The sequence below is a fragment of the Pseudomonas sp. Yb2C2 genome, from assembly GCF_052112325.1.
Taxonomy (GTDB): domain Bacteria; phylum Pseudomonadota; class Gammaproteobacteria; order Pseudomonadales; family Pseudomonadaceae; genus Aquipseudomonas; species Aquipseudomonas marginalis.
This window is the reverse complement of record NZ_JAVAJK010000003.1, coordinates 355,619-371,659: the sequence shown is the minus strand read 5'-3', so window position 1 is coordinate 371,659 and position 16,041 is coordinate 355,619. Positions and strand designations below refer to the sequence as shown.

General features: G+C 64.1%; 14 protein-coding genes. 2 read left to right on the top strand and 12 right to left on the bottom strand.

Features of this window, described 5'->3' with window-relative positions; translation table 11 throughout:
* Positions 1 to 84: 84 nt before the first annotated feature.
* The 12 genes from Q8X51_RS06020 to Q8X51_RS05965 all read right to left on the bottom strand — a co-directional run bounded on the left by Q8X51_RS06020 (position 85) and on the right by Q8X51_RS05965 (position 13,743).
* Entirely contained in the window at positions 85 to 1,479 is a 1,395-nt protein-coding gene (locus Q8X51_RS06020; RefSeq protein ID WP_407694347.1) for an amidase, read from the bottom strand.
* Positions 1,472 to 2,743 (bottom strand): Zn-dependent hydrolase, encoded by a 1,272-nt coding sequence (locus Q8X51_RS06015; RefSeq protein WP_065948437.1) that lies wholly within the window; start codon positions 2,741 to 2,743, stop codon positions 1,472 to 1,474. Before Q8X51_RS06015 ends, Q8X51_RS06020 begins: the two co-directional genes overlap by 8 nt.
* Before the next feature lie 13 nt (positions 2,744 to 2,756).
* Positions 2,757 to 3,452, bottom strand: coding sequence for an ABC transporter ATP-binding protein (locus Q8X51_RS06010; RefSeq protein ID WP_065923779.1), 696 nt, complete (start codon positions 3,450 to 3,452; stop codon positions 2,757 to 2,759).
* On the bottom strand, positions 3,452 to 4,201 hold the full coding sequence (locus tag Q8X51_RS06005) for an ABC transporter ATP-binding protein (protein WP_407694346.1): 750 nt from the start codon (positions 4,199 to 4,201) through the stop codon (positions 3,452 to 3,454). Before Q8X51_RS06005 ends, Q8X51_RS06010 begins: the two co-directional genes overlap by 1 nt.
* A complete protein-coding gene (locus Q8X51_RS06000; protein ID WP_407694345.1) occupies positions 4,198 to 5,208 on the bottom strand; it encodes a branched-chain amino acid ABC transporter permease in 1,011 nt (336 codons plus the stop codon). The genes Q8X51_RS06005 and Q8X51_RS06000 overlap by 4 nt, the downstream gene beginning before the upstream one ends.
* Before the next feature lies 1 nt (position 5,209).
* A complete protein-coding gene (locus Q8X51_RS05995) occupies positions 5,210 to 6,070 on the bottom strand; it encodes a branched-chain amino acid ABC transporter permease (RefSeq protein ID WP_065923782.1) in 861 nt (286 codons plus the stop codon).
* Between the two features lie 67 nt (positions 6,071 to 6,137).
* Positions 6,138 to 7,337 carry an ABC transporter substrate-binding protein gene (locus Q8X51_RS05990; protein WP_074847244.1) on the bottom strand — a complete coding sequence of 400 codons (1,200 nt, stop codon included), beginning with the start codon at positions 7,335 to 7,337 and terminating at the stop codon, positions 6,138 to 6,140.
* 123 nt (positions 7,338 to 7,460) lie between these two features.
* Complete coding sequence (locus tag Q8X51_RS05985) at positions 7,461 to 8,231, bottom strand: FadR/GntR family transcriptional regulator (RefSeq protein WP_065923784.1); 771 nt, start codon at positions 8,229 to 8,231, stop codon at positions 7,461 to 7,463.
* Between the two features lie 107 nt (positions 8,232 to 8,338).
* Positions 8,339 to 9,088, bottom strand: coding sequence for an alpha/beta hydrolase (locus tag Q8X51_RS05980; protein ID WP_315872190.1), 750 nt, complete (start codon positions 9,086 to 9,088; stop codon positions 8,339 to 8,341).
* A 108-nt stretch (positions 9,089 to 9,196) separates the two neighbouring features.
* On the bottom strand, positions 9,197 to 10,609 hold the full coding sequence (locus Q8X51_RS05975; RefSeq protein ID WP_407694344.1) for an efflux transporter outer membrane subunit: 1,413 nt from the start codon (positions 10,607 to 10,609) through the stop codon (positions 9,197 to 9,199).
* Positions 10,602 to 12,572: a MacB family efflux pump subunit gene (locus Q8X51_RS05970; RefSeq protein WP_407694343.1), complete on the bottom strand. Its 1,971-nt coding sequence runs from the start codon at positions 12,570 to 12,572 to the stop codon at positions 10,602 to 10,604. The genes Q8X51_RS05975 and Q8X51_RS05970 overlap by 8 nt, the downstream gene beginning before the upstream one ends.
* Position 12,573: 1 nt before the next feature.
* Entirely contained in the window at positions 12,574 to 13,743 is a 1,170-nt protein-coding gene (locus tag Q8X51_RS05965; protein ID WP_065923788.1) for an efflux RND transporter periplasmic adaptor subunit, read from the bottom strand.
* Positions 13,744 to 14,089: 346 nt separating this feature from the next.
* Here Q8X51_RS05965 and Q8X51_RS05960 point away from each other — a divergent pair, with 346 nt between their 5' ends.
* Complete coding sequence (locus Q8X51_RS05960; RefSeq protein ID WP_065923789.1) at positions 14,090 to 14,572, top strand: sigma-70 family RNA polymerase sigma factor; 483 nt, start codon at positions 14,090 to 14,092, stop codon at positions 14,570 to 14,572.
* 119 nt (positions 14,573 to 14,691) lie between these two features.
* Positions 14,692 to 16,029 (top strand): lysine N(6)-hydroxylase/L-ornithine N(5)-oxygenase family protein, encoded by a 1,338-nt coding sequence (locus Q8X51_RS05955; RefSeq protein ID WP_065948432.1) that lies wholly within the window; start codon positions 14,692 to 14,694, stop codon positions 16,027 to 16,029.
* Positions 16,030 to 16,041 lie beyond the last annotated feature (12 nt).

Genomic DNA, 16,041 nt, shown 5'->3' with positions numbered 1-16,041 from the left:
GCGTAAAACTCCTGAAAACATTGAGGGCGCGAGAATAGCACTGAGTCAGGCGTCAACGCATTCCGCAGGCACAGTGGCTATTTATCAGACCGGGGCATGCAAGTGTCGGGTTGGAAATGCTCGCGCATACACCTGGCATACCCTCAACACCTGCTCATCGGCAAACCGCGCCGCCACCACATGCAACCCCACCGGCAAGCCATTCGCCGCCAAGCCGCACGGCACCGACGCCGCCGGTTGCTGGGTGAGGTTGAAGGGGTAGGTGAACGGTGTCCACTCGGTCCATTCCTGCATCCCGGAACCGGGCGGTACGTTGTGTCCGGCCTCGAACGCGGTGATCGGCATCATCGGCGAGACCAGCACGTCGTAATGCTCGTGGAACGCCGCCATCCGGGCCACCAGCGCGGCGCGGGCTTCGAGGGCTGCGTTGAAGTCATCCAGGCTCAACTGCTCGCCACGCTGGGCAATGCGCAGCAGCCCAGGGTCCAGCAGTTGTTTCTGTGCGTCGCTCATGGACCCGGTCAGGCGTGCCGCGCCCGCCGCCCACAAGGTGCTGAACACCTCCAGCGGATCGCTGAAACCGGGGTCGATCTGCTCGACATGGGCGCCCAACTGCACCAGGCCCTCGACCGCCTGGGCAACCACCTTGGCCACCTGCGGGTCGACATCCACGTAGCCAAACGTGGGGCTGTAGGCCACGCGCAGGCCGTTCAAATCCGTGTGCGGCGTGAGCCATGGCGTGGTCCTCGGCGCGCCGATCAGGCCATCCCGCGCATCCGGTTGTGCGACGGCCTGCAGCATCAGCACGCTGTCTTCCACGGTGCGGGTCATCGGCCCCAGGTGCGAAAGGATGGTCATCGAACTGGCCGGCCACTGCGGCACATAGCCGAACGTCGGCTTGATCCCGAAGGTGCCGGTAAACGCGCAGGGGATGCGGATCGAGCCGCCGGCATCGCTGCCCTGGTGCAGCACGCCCAGGTTCAATGCAGCTGCCGCGCCCGCGCCGCCAGACGAGCCGCCTGCGGTGGTGCGTGTGTCCCACGGGTTGCGCGTGATGCCGTACAGCGGGTTATCGGTGACGCCTTTCCAGCCGAATTCCGGGGTGGTGGTCTTGCCCAGCAGCACCGCGCCGGCCTTGCGCATAAAGGCTGGGAAGGGCGCGTCGACGTCCCACGGACCCTCGGCCGACGAGGTGCGCGAGCCCTTGCGGGTGGGCATGCCGAGCGTCAGCGTGAGGTCCTTGATCGAGGCGGGCACGCCATCCAGGGCACCGCAGGGCTCACCCTTCAACCAGCGGTGCTCCGAGGCCCGCGCGGCGCGCAGCGCGCCCTCGGGGTCCACATGGCAGTAGGCGTTGACCATCGGGTTGTAGCGTTCGATGCGCAGCAATGCATCCTCGGTGACCTCCACCGGCGACAGGGTCTTGTCGCGAAAATGCGCCAGCAGTTGTACGGCCGTCAGTTCACCTATGTCACTCATGGCTATTCCCCTGTGCCGCGTTGACCATGGCGCGCAACAACACGGCGCACCCGGCCGCCAGGTCATCCGGCGCGGCGTTTTCGATTTCGTTATGGCTGATGCCGCCTTCGCACGGCACAAAGATCATCCCGGCCGGGCCCAGTTCGGCGACGAAAATCGCGTCATGCCCGGCGCCGCTGACGATGTCCATATGGCTCAGGCCTAAGGCACTCGCCGCATCACGCACGGCGTTGACGCAGGCCGGGTGGAAGTCCAGCGGCGGGAAGTCGGCGGTGGGCGTCAGTTCGAAGGTCAACCCGTGCCGGGCTGCTGTGGCTTCGATCACGCCACGTACTTCATCGACCATGGCCTGCAGCTTGTCGGCATGCAGGTGGCGCAGGTCGAGGGTCATGTGCACCTGGCCGGGAATCACATTGCGCGACCCCGGGTGCAGGCTCAGGCAGCCGACCGTGCCGCAGGCGTGAGGTTGCTGCTGGTGGGCGATACGATTGACCGCGCTGACCACCTCGGCGGCGCCCACCAGGGCATCCTTGCGCAGGTGCATCGGCGTCGGCCCGGCGTGGGCTTCGACGCCGGTGAGGGTCAGGTCGAACCACTTCTGGCCCAGGCAGCCCATGACCACGCCAATGGTTGTGGCCTGGTCTTCCAGCACCGGGCCTTGCTCGATATGCGCTTCGAAATACGCGCCGACCGGGTGGCCCAACACCGCGCGGGCACCGGCATAGCCGATGCGCTGCAACTCGGCGCCCACCGACAGGCCTTGCTCGTCCTGTTTGGCGAGGGTGTCCTGCAAGTCGAACTTACCGGCAAATACCCCGGAGCCCATCATGCACGGCGGGAAGCGCGAGCCTTCTTCATTGGTCCATACCACCACTTCGAGCGGCGCCTGGGTCTCGATGTTCAAATCGTTGAGGGTGCGGATCACTTCCAGCCCGGCCATCACCCCGTAGCAACCATCGAACTTGCCGCCGGTGGGTTGGGTGTCGATATGGCTGCCGGTCATCACCGGCGGCAGTGCCGGATTACGCCCAGGGCGGCGGGCGAAGATATTGCCGATGGCGTCGACACTGACGCTGCACCCGGCGGCCTCGCACCACTGCACAAACAAGTCACGGGCCTGGCGGTCCAGGTCGGTGAGGGCCAGGCGGCACACGCCGCCCTTGACCGTGGCGCCCAGTTGCGCCAGGTCCATCAGCGATTGCCACAGGCGGTCGCGGTTGATCAGCGGGGCGTTGCCCTGGAGCGGTTGCGCAAAACTGTTCATCTGCATTCTCCCGTCAGGCGCTCAGCGCCAGGTAGCGGTTCTTGATCGTCGGGTCGGCGCGGAAGGCGGCGGCACTGCCTTCGTAGACCACGCGGCCCTGTTCGAGGACGTAATGGCGGTCGGCGAGCTTGTCGCAGACCATCAGGTTCTGTTCCACCAGCAGCACCGGCAGGCCGTCGTCCTTGACCTTGCGCAGGATCTTCACCAGTTCGTCGACGATCACCGGGGCCAGGCCTTCGGTGGGTTCGTCGAGGATCAGCAGCTTCGGATCGTTGAGCAGGGCGCGGGCGATCGCGAGCATCTGTTGCTCGCCGCCGGAGAGCGCATGGCCGGCGTTCCTGCGCCGCTCCTTGAGGCGCGGGAACATGCCGTACACGTCTTCAAGCTGCCAGCGGCTGCTCTTGCGGACGGCAATGCGCAGGTTTTCCTCGACGGTCAGCAGGCGGAAGATCCCGCGATTCTCCGGCACCAGCGCCAGGCCCTGGCGCGCGATTTCAAAGATTTTCTGCCCCACCAGCGCCTGGCCGTTGAAGTGGATCTGGCCCTGTCGTGGGCAGATGATGCCGAGGATGCTGCGCAGGGTGGTGGTCTTGCCGGCACCGTTGCGCCCGAGCAGGGTCACCAGTTCGCCGGGGTTGACCCTCAGCGACACGCCTTCGAGCACGTGGCTCTTGTCATAGTAGGAATGGATATTCTCGACGATCAACATCAGGCAGCCTCCCCAAGGTAAGCACTGCGCACGCGTTCATCGGCACGCACGAACTCCGGCGTGCCTTCCACCAGGATCTGCCCGTGGCTCATCACGGTGATACGTTGGCTGATGGACATGACGATGCTCATGTTGTGTTCGATCAACAGCACCGTGTGGTCGCGGCCGAGGTCGCTGATCAACTGGGTCATGATCGGGATGTCATCGATGCCCATGCCCGAGGTGGGCTCGTCGAGCATCAACAGTTTGGGCTTGGAGCAGATCGACATGCCCACCTCCAGCACCCGTTGCTGGCCGTGGGACAACTCGCCGGCCAGGATCTCGGCGCGGGCGCTGAGTTGCAGGCGTTCGAGCACCTGGTCGGCCATCTCCAGATGTTCGCGCTTGCTGTCCACGCGGCGCCAGAAATTCAACGCACGTGCACCGTCGCGGCCCTGGGCGGCGAGGCGCAGGTTTTCGCGCACGCTGAGGTTCTGGAACAGGCTGGTGAGCTGGAACGAGCGCGCCATGCCCAGGCCGACGCGCGTGTGGGCGGGCTTGCGCATCAGGTTCTTGCCGTTGAAATGAATCGCCCCGGCCGTGGCCTGGCGTTCACCGGTCAGGCAGTGGAACAGGCTGGTCTTGCCCGCACCGTTGGGGCCGATGATGGTGTGGATGGTGCCGGCTTCGACCTTGAGGTTCACGCCGTTCACCGCACGGAACGCGCCATAGGCCAGTTCCAGGTCCTGGGTTTCCAACAAGATGCTCATAGCCCTTCCTCCTTGGCGACGACGACGGCCTTGCGACGGCCGCGCACGCGCTCGAACAACGCGGCCAGGCCGCCCCACAAACCGCCGCGCATGAAGATCACCACCAGGATCAGGATCACCCCCAGCAGCATCAGCCAACGGGGCCACAGGTCGGAAAGAAAATCCCCCAGCAGCACGATGGACCCGGCGCCCAGCAACGAACCGAACAGCGAGCCGGTGCCGCCGATGATGGTCATGATCAGGATGTTTTCGGACATCGCCAGGTCGATATTCGACAGCGGCACAAAGTGCAGCAGCATGGCGTACAGCGCCCCGGCAATCCCGGTGACTGCGCCGGACAGCACGAACACCAGGATCTTGAAGTGCCGCGTGTCGTAGCCGATGGCCGAGGCGCGGGTTTCGTTTTCGCGGATCGCCATCAACGTGCTGCCGAACGGCGAGGCGATCACCCGGCGTGCGCCGATGAAGATCAGCAGGAACAGCACCGCGACAAAACCATAGAACGCGCGGGCGTCGGCCAGGGACAGCAGCACGGTGTCACCCAGGCGAATCTCGGGGCGCGGTACGCTGAGCAAGCCGTTGTCGCCACCGGTCCAGTCGCTGAGGGTGTAGGCGACAAAGTACGCCATCTGGCTGAAGGCCAATGTGAGCATCACGAAGTAGATGCCGGTGCGCCGGATCGCCAGGGCACCCACCAGCAAGGCCAGGAAACCACCGGCGATGGCGGCGCCCAGCAGCGCGGTGAACAGGCCCAGTTGCAGGTGGATCATCAGCAGCGCCGCGCAGTAGGCACCGGCACCAAAGAAGATGCCTTGGCCGAATGACAGCAGCCCGGTGTAGCCCAGCAACAGGTTGCAGGCCAGGGCCGCCATGGCAAAGATCAGGATCTCGCTGGCCAGGGTCGCCGAGGGCAATAGCACGGGCAGGCCGATCAGCACCGCCACGACCCACAGCAACATGGCGCGTGATTGGGTTTTGGCAAACGGCAGGGGATTTTTCTCGCTCATGTCAGGCTCTCCCAAACAGGCCGTAAGGCCGCACCAGAATCACCACGGCCATGGCGCCGTAGATCATCAGGCTCGCGCCTTGGGGCCAGAGTGTGGTCATCAGGCTTTGCACCACGCCCACCAGCAAACCGCCGACCAGCGCACCGCTGAACGAGCCCATGCCGCCGATCACCACCACCACGAAGGCGATGCCGAGAATCTCCGGGCCAACGAACGGCTGGGCACCGCGCAACGGCGCGAACAGCACCCCGGCCATGCCGGCCAGGCCCACGCCGAGGGCGAAGGTCATGGAGAACAGGCGGAAGATATTCGTGCCGAGCAGCGACACGGTCTCGGTGCTTTCACTGCCGGCGCGCACCAGGGCGCCGAAGCGTGTGCGTTCCAGCAGCAGCCACAGGCCCAGGCCCACCAGCCCGGAAAACACGATGAGGAACAGGCGGTAGTAGGGGTAGACGAAATCACCCACCACCAGCACGCCGCGCAGCAGTTCCGGCACGGCGACGCTTTTGCCCACCGGGCCCCAGATCATTACGCTGGCTTCCTGGATGATCAGTGCGATGCCCAGGGTGACTAGGATCTGGAACATGTGCGGCAAGTGATAGATCCGCTGGATCAACAGCCGCTCGATCACCCAGGCCAACGCGGCCACCACCAGCGGCGCAATCAACAGCGCCAGCCAGAAGTTGCCGGTGAGGCTCACGGCGGTGTAGCAGATGTAGGCGCCCAGCAGGAAGAACGCGCCGTGGGCGAAGTTGACGAAGTTGAGCAGGCCGAAAATGATCGTCAGCCCGACCGCGATCAGGAAGTAGATCATTCCCAATCCAAGGCCGTTGAGTATCTGGAACAGGTAAAGATTAAGCATGCAAAAACCCTCGAACAGGTGGCCGCCCGGGCGGCCCTGCCGTGTACAACGGTGGTGTTTTAGCGGATCAGGCGAGCGTGCAGCCCGTGGCTTCCACCGGCGGGAAGGACTGGCCGGCGCTGAGTACCTTGGCCAGGTCATCCTTGTCGGCCATCTCGCCGGCGGCCTTGCCGACCAGTAGGTAGTAGTCCTTGATCACCTGGTGGTCGCCGGCGCGGATCGACTCCTTGCCGGTGGGGCCTTCGAAACTCAGGCCCTGCATGGCCTTGGCCACTGTCGGCCCGTCGAAGCTGGCGGTGGCGATGATGGTGTCGAGCATGACTTTGGTGCTGATGTAGTCGGCGGCCAACGGGTAGGTGGGGTTGATGCCGTACTTGGCCTGGGTCAGCTTGACCAGCTCGCGGTTGAGCGGGGTGTCGACCTGATGCCAGTACTGCGCGCCGAGGTACACGCCGTCGAGGATGTCGCTGCCCAGTTCCTGGAACTGGTCGAGGCCGGCGGACCACACCAGCAGCACTTTCATGCGTTCCTTGATGCCGAAGTTCACCGCCTGGCGCAGGGTGTTGGACGATTGGCTGCCGAAATTCAGCAACACCAGCACGTCGGGTTTGGTGGAGATGGCGTTGGTCAGGTAGCCGGAGAATTCCTGCTCCTGCAGCGAGTGGTAGCTGTTGCCGACATGCTCCAGGCCATGTTCCTTGAGTACGTTTCTGGCGCCTTCGAGCAGCGCTTCGCCGAACACATATTGCGGCGTGATGGTGTACCAGCGCTTGGCATCCGGCAGCAGCTTGATCAGCGGCACCATGGTTTCGCGGATCGCGCCGTAGGTGGGCACCGACCAGCGAAACGTGGCGTGGTTGCAGTCTTTGCCGGTGACTTCATCGGCACCGACCGGGGTCATGAATACACCGCCGACCTTGTCGACTTCCTTGGCCACCGCGAGTGCCGACGACGACAGCGTGCAGCCCTGGAAGAAGCGCGCGCCGTCCTGCTGGATCGCCTCCTGCACCTTGCGCACGGCCTTGCCGGCGTTGCCCTCGGTGTCGATGACCTTGTAGTTCAAGGGGCGGCCCAGTAGCTCGGTGTGTTGTGCCACCGCCAGGCGCGAACCCATGTCGGCAAACTTGCCATAGCTGGCAAAGGCGCCGGACATGGACTTGAGGCCGTAAAAGGTAAAGGGCTCGGCGGCGAATGCCGAACGCACGCTCAGTGGAAGACTGAGGGCGGCGGCGGTAAGACTGGCTTTCAATAACGTACGACGCTGCATGGGGTGACTCCCTGGTTTAGTTATTGGCAGGAGTAGCAAGGGCGATACGGTGGAGCAGGGCCTGTGGGCAGGCCTGTTATTGGGATAACGCAGTGAATGCAGTCAACTGTGGGAGGGGTGTTTTCAGTGGTTGTGGTCGAACTCCAGTAGAAAGTGCGGGCTGACCTGGCCTTCCAGCGCGGTCATATGGTGTTCGGCGTCGCACATATGTTCATGCATCAGGCTGCGTACCGCGCCTTCATCCCCGGCGCGAAAGGCGTTCAGCAGCTGTTTGTGATAGTCGAGGTTGGCCGCGTCGAACTGCTTGCGCTTGGGCTTGTAGGCTTTTTTCAGTACCACCAGGTCGCGCAGCAGGTCGTTGAGAAATTGCGCCATAAAGCTCAGCAACGGGTTGGGGCAGGCCTTGGCCAGCAGGTTGTGGAACTCCAGTTCCGCCAGGCGTTGCTCGCGCTGGCCGGCTTCGCTGTCTTCGGGGGCGCTGCAGAAATCCACGTTGTCCTGCAGTGCCCGGTAGTCGTCCTCACTCAGGCGCCCGAGCACCGACACCGCCAGTTCCACTTCGATGACCTTGCGCAACTGGTACACCTGCTCGCCGTCCAGGTGCTGGAAGTGCAGGTAGTTACGCAGCGCGCGGCTGGCGGGTTCAGTGCCGGCCTGGTTCAGGTACGCACCGCCGCTGGGGCCGGTGCGCGTACTCACCAGCCCCTCGACCTCCAGGGCCTTGAGCGCTTCACGGGCCGAGCCCTTGGAGCACTGGAAGCTCTCCATCAGCTCACGCTCGGTGGGCAGGCGGTCGCCGGGCTTCAAGGCGTCGGTGACGATAGAGCGCTTGACCGACTCGACAATCACGTCGGACAGCTTCTGGCGTTTGCGGCGTAGCGGGCGACTCAGCATGGGTTCGATTTATCGTATTAATGCGGATAAATAGCACTTAATAACGATTGCGACGGAGCGTCAACGCAGGGTGTCGTTTTCGGCGGCAACAGGTCGTAAACGACGCGCTACTGCCTGCCTGCCACGTCAAGGCAGCGAGTCGACGGTGGCGGCTGTTTGCCATAGGCGAGGAAGTCACCCACCCATCGGTTGATACAGCCGCCGGCGTCCGGTTTGGCGGGCTCCTTGAGGCGCAGTTGTTCGACCCCAAGCCTACCCGCCATGGTGTGTTCGGCGTTGACCAGCACCATGCGTGCGACGCGCTCGGGAAACACTGCGGCATAGCGGCTGCCCAGGCGCGTGGCGATGGTGTCCCCCAGGTAATGCAGTTGGGCGTCGCCCAACTGGGCGCGTACGTACTCCATGTCCCGTACGGCCTGTTCGACGCCATGCTCCTGAGTGAGGTCGCGGGGGCTGAGTTCGATCATGTCGTAGCGGTTGAGCAGCGTGCGATAGGCTTGTGTGGAATACGTGTCCCAGCGGCTGGCGAGGTGAATGGCGAAGGTGCTTCCGTAGTTTTTTTGCGCGGTGTCGCCGGCCTGGGTGAAGACCACGCCCTTGCGGTTCAGGGGATCGCGGGCGCCGACACGGGTCAGGTAGAGGCGCTGGTGGCCTTGCCAGGGGGCGGCATGGTTGCGCGGGACGGTGACGATGCCGCACTGGGTGCGCGACAGCACCTCGGGGTCAAGCCGTTCGGTGGTGGGGAGGGGGCAATCGAGCAGCCAATCAATGGCGGTGGGTTTGATCAGTGGCTCTGCCTGGCCAAGGTTTGCCATCAACCAGAGACAGCCGCACGCGAGGTATTTTGCAACATTCATCCAGTGTTCCCTGGCAGCCGTGTGATAGCGGCATTTTTTACCAAGGAACCTGAGTCGAAGAATGTAGGGGCGGTAGACGACTTATGTACGAAACTGGAGTTTCGTTTATCAGATGCTGGTTTTCCAACCGCCGCCCAATGCCTTGTACAGCGCAATGCTGGCCTGCAGGCGTGACAGTCGCAATTGCACGTTCAAGTCCTGGGCGGCATACAGGGTGCGCTGGGTTTCCAGTACCGTCAGCAAGTCCTCGGCACCCGCCTGGTAGCGGCTTTCGGCGATCTGGAAGGCGGTTTGGGCCTGTTGCAGTTCTTCCGTTTGCCAGTGGCGCTGCTGGTCCAGGCGCGTGATGCTGCTGAGGGCTTTTTCCACATCGGCAAAGCCGTTGATGATCGCGCCGCGGTAGGTTTGCAACAGCTCATCCTGGCGCGCGCGCGCCTTGTCGCGCTCGGCGCTTAAACGGCCGTTGTTGAAGATCGGCCCGACCAGGCCGGCCGTCAGCGTGTAGTAGGGGCTGCGCAGGACGTCCACGGCCTTGTAGGCATCGGAGCCGAGCGTGGCGCCGAGGGTCAGGGCCGGCAGCATGGCGGCGCGGGCCACGGTGACGTCCGCCTGGGCTGCCGCCAGTTCGGCCTCGGCCTTGGCAATGTCCGGCCGGCGGCTGAGCAGCTGGCTGGGCATGCCGGCGCCGATGGTTGGCCAGGTCAGCTCCTGGAAGGGTTCGGCGCCCAGGTCCAGGGCCTGGACCGGTTGGCCGAGGAGGGCGGCAAGGGTGATCTGGGATTCTTCGGCCAGTTGTTGAATCAACGGCAGCTGGCGTTGCTGGCTGGCCACCAGGCTTTTCTGCTGGGCCAGTTCCAGGGCCGTAGCGGAGCCTGCGTCGTAACGGGTCTGCACCAGGTCGAGGACGTTACGCGCATTGGTCAGGTTCAACTCGGCGATCTGCTGGCGCTGGCGCGCCGCGAGGGTTTGCGCGTAGCGGTCGGCGACGTTGCTGAGCAAGGTCAGTTCCACGGTGGCCTGGTCGAACTCGCTGGCGCGCAGACTGTGCAGGGCACTGTCACGGGCAGCGGCGCGGCCACCCCAGAAATCCACTTCGTAGCTGGCGGTGAAGTTGGCGCCGAAATTATCGACGGCGTCATCGCTTTGTGAGGCGTCAAGGTCCGGCCCGCCCGTGCCGTGCAACAACTTCTGGTGGCTGGCGGCAAGGTTGAACTTCACCTCGGGCAACAGTGGCGCCCCGGCAATCACCGCCGTGGCCTGGGCCTGGCGCACGCGGGCCATGGCGGCGGCCACGTCGAAGCTGTCACGCCGGGCCTGGTCGACCAGGCGGTTCAACTGCGGGCTGCCGAACTGCGTCCACCAGCGCTGGTTAGTGGCCTGGGCGGCGTCGCGTTCAGCGAACTGCCAGGCAGCCGGCGGCGCAATAGCGCTGTCCACGGCGGGCGGGTCACCGGCGCAGGCCGTGAGCAGCAGGCACAGGCCAAGTGCGGGCAGGTACGGGGGAATGGTTCGTTTATTCACTGGTCAACGCCTTAACCGGATCGAGCCGGGCAGCTTTACGGGCCGGCATGAAGCCGAATACGACGCCGGTGACCAGTGCGCAAGCGAATGCGCCAAACACCGCCACCAGGGAGAACTGCACCGCCACCTTGGCCAGCACCAGCACGCCACCCACCAGCAGGGCCAGGGCAATGCCACACAGGCCGCCGACCACCGACAGCATCACCGCCTCGGTCAGGAACTGGCGCAGGATGTCGCGCTGGCGCGCGCCGGTGGCCATGCGAATGCCGATCTCGCGGGTGCGTTCGCGCACGGTCATCAGCATGATGTTCATCACGCCAATGCCGCCTACCAGCAGGGAAATCGCGGCAATCGAGCCGAGCATCAGCGACAGGGTATTCTGGGTGCGCGCCTCGGCCTGGATCATCGCCGCGTTGTTGGTCAGCTCGTAGTCGCGCTTGCCGTTGTGCAGCTTTTGCATCAACTGATCGATGGCCACTTCGGCCTCGTGGACTTTGCGCGCATCGGCGGCGGCAATCACCACGTATTCGGGGTTGTAGCTGCCGAACAGGCGCACGCTGGCGGCGGTGTAGGGGATGGCGATACGGTCATCACTGTCTTTGTTGCCGGAGCTGGCGCCTTTCTCCGCCAGCACGCCGATCACCTGGAACGGTACGTTTTCGATCAGGATGTACTGGCCGATGGGGTCGACCTCTCCCTTGAACAGCTTTTCCCGCACGCGATGGCCGATCACCGCCACGGTGGCGGCCGCACGCTCGTCGGCCGCGGTGAAGTAACTGCCCTCGACCACCGGCCAGTTGAAAATGTCCGGGAAATTGGTGTCATTGCCGCCCACATAGGCCATGTAGTCGACGTTGCCATAGCGCACGCCGGCTTCGGTGCCGTTGACCGGCATGATGCGCTTGATCTGGGGCAGCGCCGCCAGCGCCGCGACGTCATTGAGGGTAACGATACCCAGCGGCGTGCGCGGGTTGGGCGATGAGCCGCTGAGGTAGAGGATGTTGGAACCGAACGCGCCCATCTGCGCCATGACCTGGCGTTTGCTGCCTTCGCCCACGGCCAGCATCACCACCACCGAGGCTACGCCGATGATGATCCCCAGCAGGGTCAACGCGGTGCGAAAACGGTTGATCCACATCACCCGCCAGGCGGCCTGGACCGCGTCCAGCAGTTCGGCCTTCCAGGCGCCATTGTGTTCGGCGCCGTCGGCCAGGCGCTGGCGCAGGTCCACGGCTTGCAGCGCGCCGCGGGTGGCGGGTGGGGGCGCTGCTTCGTCATCGGCCGAGTCACTGATGATCAGGCCATCGCGAATCTCGATGATGCGGTTGGCCCGCGCCGCGACTTCACGGTCGTGGGTGATCAGGATCACCACATGGCCCTGGCTGGCCAGTTCGTCCAGCAGGGTCATTACCTCGGCGCCGCTGTGGCTGTCGAGGGCGCCGGTGGGTTCATCGGCAAGGATGATGTGGCCGCCGTTCATCAGCGCCCGAGCGATCGAGACACGCTGTTGCTGACCGCCGGACAGCTGGTGCGGACGGTTACCGGTGCGCTCGGCCAGGCCCAGGCGTGTGAGCAGCGCGTGGGCGCGGGCATGGCGTTCGGCGGCGCTGATGCCGGCGTAGATCGCCGGCATCTCGACGTTCTCCTGGGCCGAGCCCGAGGGGATCAAATGGTAGCCCTGGAACACGAAGCCGAACGCCTCGCGGCGCAGCCAGGCCAGTTCGTCGCTGTCCAGGTGGGCGACGTTTTCCCCCGCGAACAGGTACTCGCCCAGGCTTGGGCGGTCGAGGCAACCGAGGATATTCATCAACGTGGACTTGCCGGAACCGGAAGCCCCGACGATGGCGACGAATTCCCCGGCGTGGATCGACAGGTCGATGCCGCGCAACACGTCGACCTGCGGGCTGTCGCCACCGCCGTAGGATTTGCGGATGTTCTTGAGTTCGATCAGGGGCGTGGTCACCTCAACCCCCGTTGCCGTCGGCCGGGCCGATCAGCAGATGATCGCCTTCGTGCAGGCCGTCGAGCACTTCGACCCGCAGACGATCGCTGATGCCCAGGTGCACTTCACGTTCTTCGATGCGGCCGTTGGTGGCGACCACGCGGGCGATCTGCTTGTCGGCACTTGAGGTGCCCAGCAGCGCGGCCACCGGTGCGGTGAGGACATCCTTGACCTGGCTGGCGACGAAAAATACCTGGGCGGTCATTTCGGCCATCAGCGCGTTGTCGCTGTTGTCCACGTCCAGCAGCACGGTGTACAGCACCACGCGACCGCTGCCGCTCTTGCTGGAACTGTTGGGGCTGCCGCTGCCCTGGGTTTCATTCAGCGGCTTGGGCGGGATCGGCAGGATCTGCCGCACGGTACTGGTCCAGCGCCGGTTGCCGCCGCTGAGGGTGGTGAAGTAGGCGGTCATGCCCGGTTTGACGTGGCCGATGTCGGCTTCCGAGACTTCCGCCCACACGGTCATCGGCGACAACTTGGCGATCCGCAGGATCAGCGGCGTCTGCTGCTGGGCATTGAGGGTCTGGCCGACGCGCGCGTCCACCGCGACCACGGTGCCGGTCATCGGTGCGTAGATGCGCGTATAGCCCAGTTCCGCTTCATCGCTGCGCAGGCTGGCCTGGGCCTGGAGAATCTGCGCCTGGAACATGTCCATCCGGGCCTGGGTGGCACTCAGTTCGGCCTTGGCGGTTTGCACGTCTTCCTCGCGGGTGGCGTTGCCGGCGGCCAGGCGCTGCTGGCGCTGGTACTTCTGGCGGGCCAGGGCGTGCTGGGCCTTTTGCTCCTGCAACTGGGCCTTGAGGTTTTCGATGGCGTAGCGGCTGGCATCGAGCTTGGCTTTTTGCGTCGAGGGGTCGATCTCCACCAGCAATTGGCCCTCCTGCACCCGGTCGCCGGCTTCAACGTGGATCTTGCGAATCTGCCCGGACGCCTGGGCGCCCACGTCGACATACCGGCGCGGTTGCAGGGTGCCCAGGGCCGTGACGCTGTTTTCGATAGTGCCGCGGGTGACGGTGACGGTGGTCAGGTTGTCACGCCCCGGCGGCAACACCTGCCAGGCGGCGACGGCGATGATGGGAATCAGGCACGCGATAGCGAGCAAGGCGCGTCGGGCAGGTCGAGGGCGTTTCATGCTTAGGTTCCAGCCGGGAAAGTTCGGAGCGCAGTTGCGCAGAGCTGACAGTTAAACGAGAGAATTGGCCGAGGATTTAGGTTGTTACATAAGTGGTTACAGGTCTTGTGGAGAAAAAAAACGGCCTGTAGGTGCAAGTCTTGTTTAAAAGTAGATGAGAATTACTATAAATTGCACCTACCCAAACTGCCATTACTGAATGGCCTGTATTTGTGTAGGAGCGAGCTTGCTCGCGAAGAGCTCAATGACGCCGCGTTCACTCTGGTTTCCCGCGTTATCGTTGACGTACTTCGCGAGCAAGCTCGCTCCTACAGGACCTAATGCCGCCACCCGGTGGCCGGGAGTCATGTTGGAAAACTACTATCGCGAGCTGGTGTGTTTCCTCAACGCCAAGCTGGGCAACCGTCAGGTGGCCGAGGATGTGGTGCATGACGCTTATGTCCGGGTGCTGGAACGTTCCAGCGAGACGCCCATCGAACAGCCGCGTGCCTTTTTGTATCGCACCGCGCTGAACCTGGTGATCGATGGCCACCGGCGTAATGCCCTGCGCCAGGTCGAACCCCTGGAGGTGCTCGACAGCGAGGAGCGCTTTGCCGCCTGTTCGCCCCATGCCACCCACGACTACGGCCAACGCCTGGCCTTGCTCGAACGTGCCCTGGCCGAGCTGCCGGCGGCCTGTCGCGACAGCTTCCTGCTGCGCAAACTCGAGGGCCTGAGCCACCTGCAAATCGCCGAGCGCCTGGGTATTTCCCGCACCCTGGTGGAAAAACACATCGTCAACGCCATGAAGCACTGCCGGGTGCGGATGCGCGAGTGGGACGCGCACTGATCACTGATCGGTTAAATTTTTTTTCACTGTCCTCGTTTCCTATCAACACATGACCTGTTGTGCAGGTCTCGAAGGTATTCCCGCCCCACCGCCAAGGGGCTTATCCAGAGGACACTGGAATGACACAGGCAATTGCTTCGCCCGCGGTTCATGACCTGATCGGTATCGGTTTCGGCCCTTCGAACCTGGCGCTGGCCATCGCCCTGCAGGAGCGTGAAAAGGCGCAGGGCAAACTGGACGTACTGTTTCTTGACAAACAGGCCGATTACCGCTGGCACGGCAATACCCTGGTGACCCAGAGCGAATTGCAGATTTCGTTCCTCAAGGACTTGGTGACCCTGCGCAACCCCACCAGCCCGTACTCCTTCGTCAATTACCTGAAAGCCCACGACCGCCTGGTGGACTTCATCAATCTGGGCACCTTCTACCCGTGCCGCATGGAGTACAACGACTACCTGCGCTGGGTCGCGGGGCAGTTCCAGGCCCAGGCCCGCTACGGCGAGGAAGTGCTGGCCATCGAGCCGATCCTGCACCAGCAACAGGTCGAGGCATTGCGCGTGATCTCTCGCGATGCCCTGGGCGAGCAGCATGTGCGCACCACCCGTTCGGTGGTGGTCAGCGCCGGCGGCACCCCGCGCATTCCCGAAACCTTCAAGGCCCTCAAGGGCGACAGCCGGGTGTTCCACCATTCCCAGTACCTGGAGCGCATGGCCACCCAGCCTTGCGTGGACGGCAAGGCGATGCGCATCGCCATCATCGGTGGTGGCCAGAGCGCGGCCGAAGCCTTTATCGACCTGAACGACAGCTTCCCATCGGTACAGGTCGACATGATCCTGCGCGGTTCGGCGCTCAAGCCTGCCGATGACAGCCCGTTCGTCAACGAAGTGTTCTCGCCGGCTTTCACCGACCTGGTGTTCCAGCAAGTCGGTGCCGAGCGCGAGCGCCTGGTCGCCGAGTACCAGAACACCAACTATTCGGTGGTCGACCTCGACCTGATCGAGCGCATCTACGGGATTTTCTACCGCCAGAAAGTCTCCGGCATCGCCCGCCAGGCCTTCCGCACCATGACCGTGGTCGAGAAGGCCACCCCCGGCCCCCTGGGCATCGAACTGGCCCTGCGCAACAACGCCAGCGGCGAAACCAGCGTCAACCATTACGACGCGGTGATCCTCGCCACCGGCTACGAGCGCGAGACCCACCGCGCATTGCTGGCGCCGCTGGAGGAGTATCTGGGTGATTTTGAAGTGGCGCGCGACTACCGCATCGTCACCGATGAGCGCTGCAAGGCCGGCATCTACATCCAGGGCTTCAGCCAGGCCAGCCATGGCTTGAGCGATACGTTGCTGTCGGTACTGCCGATTCGCGCGGATGAGATTGCGGCGTCGCTGTTCGAGCATGATCGTCACCGTGGCCAGGGCCGCTCGGTGCAGGATTTGCTGCTCGCCACTGCCAGCTGACCGCCCTTGTAG

Bases quoted from the DNA above. Each gene is read 5' to 3' on its own strand.
- Q8X51_RS06020 (WP_407694347.1), bottom strand. From the start codon at position 1,479: ATGAGTGACATAGGTGAACTGACGGCCGTACAACTGCTGGCGCATTTT.
- Q8X51_RS06015 (WP_065948437.1), bottom strand. From the start codon at position 2,743: ATGAACAGTTTTGCGCAACCGCTCCAGGGCAACGCCCCGCTGATCAAC.
- Q8X51_RS06010 (WP_065923779.1), bottom strand. From the start codon at position 3,452: ATGTTGATCGTCGAGAATATCCATTCCTACTATGACAAGAGCCACGTG.
- Q8X51_RS06005 (WP_407694346.1), bottom strand. From the start codon at position 4,201: ATGAGCATCTTGTTGGAAACCCAGGACCTGGAACTGGCCTATGGCGCG.
- Q8X51_RS06000 (WP_407694345.1), bottom strand. From the start codon at position 5,208: ATGAGCGAGAAAAATCCCCTGCCGTTTGCCAAAACCCAATCACGCGCC.
- Q8X51_RS05995 (WP_065923782.1), bottom strand. From the start codon at position 6,070: ATGCTTAATCTTTACCTGTTCCAGATACTCAACGGCCTTGGATTGGGA.
- Q8X51_RS05990 (WP_074847244.1), bottom strand. From the start codon at position 7,337: ATGCAGCGTCGTACGTTATTGAAAGCCAGTCTTACCGCCGCCGCCCTC.
- Q8X51_RS05985 (WP_065923784.1), bottom strand. From the start codon at position 8,231: ATGCTGAGTCGCCCGCTACGCCGCAAACGCCAGAAGCTGTCCGACGTG.
- Q8X51_RS05980 (WP_315872190.1), bottom strand. From the start codon at position 9,088: ATGAATGTTGCAAAATACCTCGCGTGCGGCTGTCTCTGGTTGATGGCA.
- Q8X51_RS05965 (WP_065923788.1), bottom strand. From the start codon at position 13,743: ATGAAACGCCCTCGACCTGCCCGACGCGCCTTGCTCGCTATCGCGTGC.
- Q8X51_RS05960 (WP_065923789.1), top strand. From the start codon at position 14,090: ATGTTGGAAAACTACTATCGCGAGCTGGTGTGTTTCCTCAACGCCAAG.
- Q8X51_RS05955 (WP_065948432.1), top strand. From the start codon at position 14,692: ATGACACAGGCAATTGCTTCGCCCGCGGTTCATGACCTGATCGGTATC.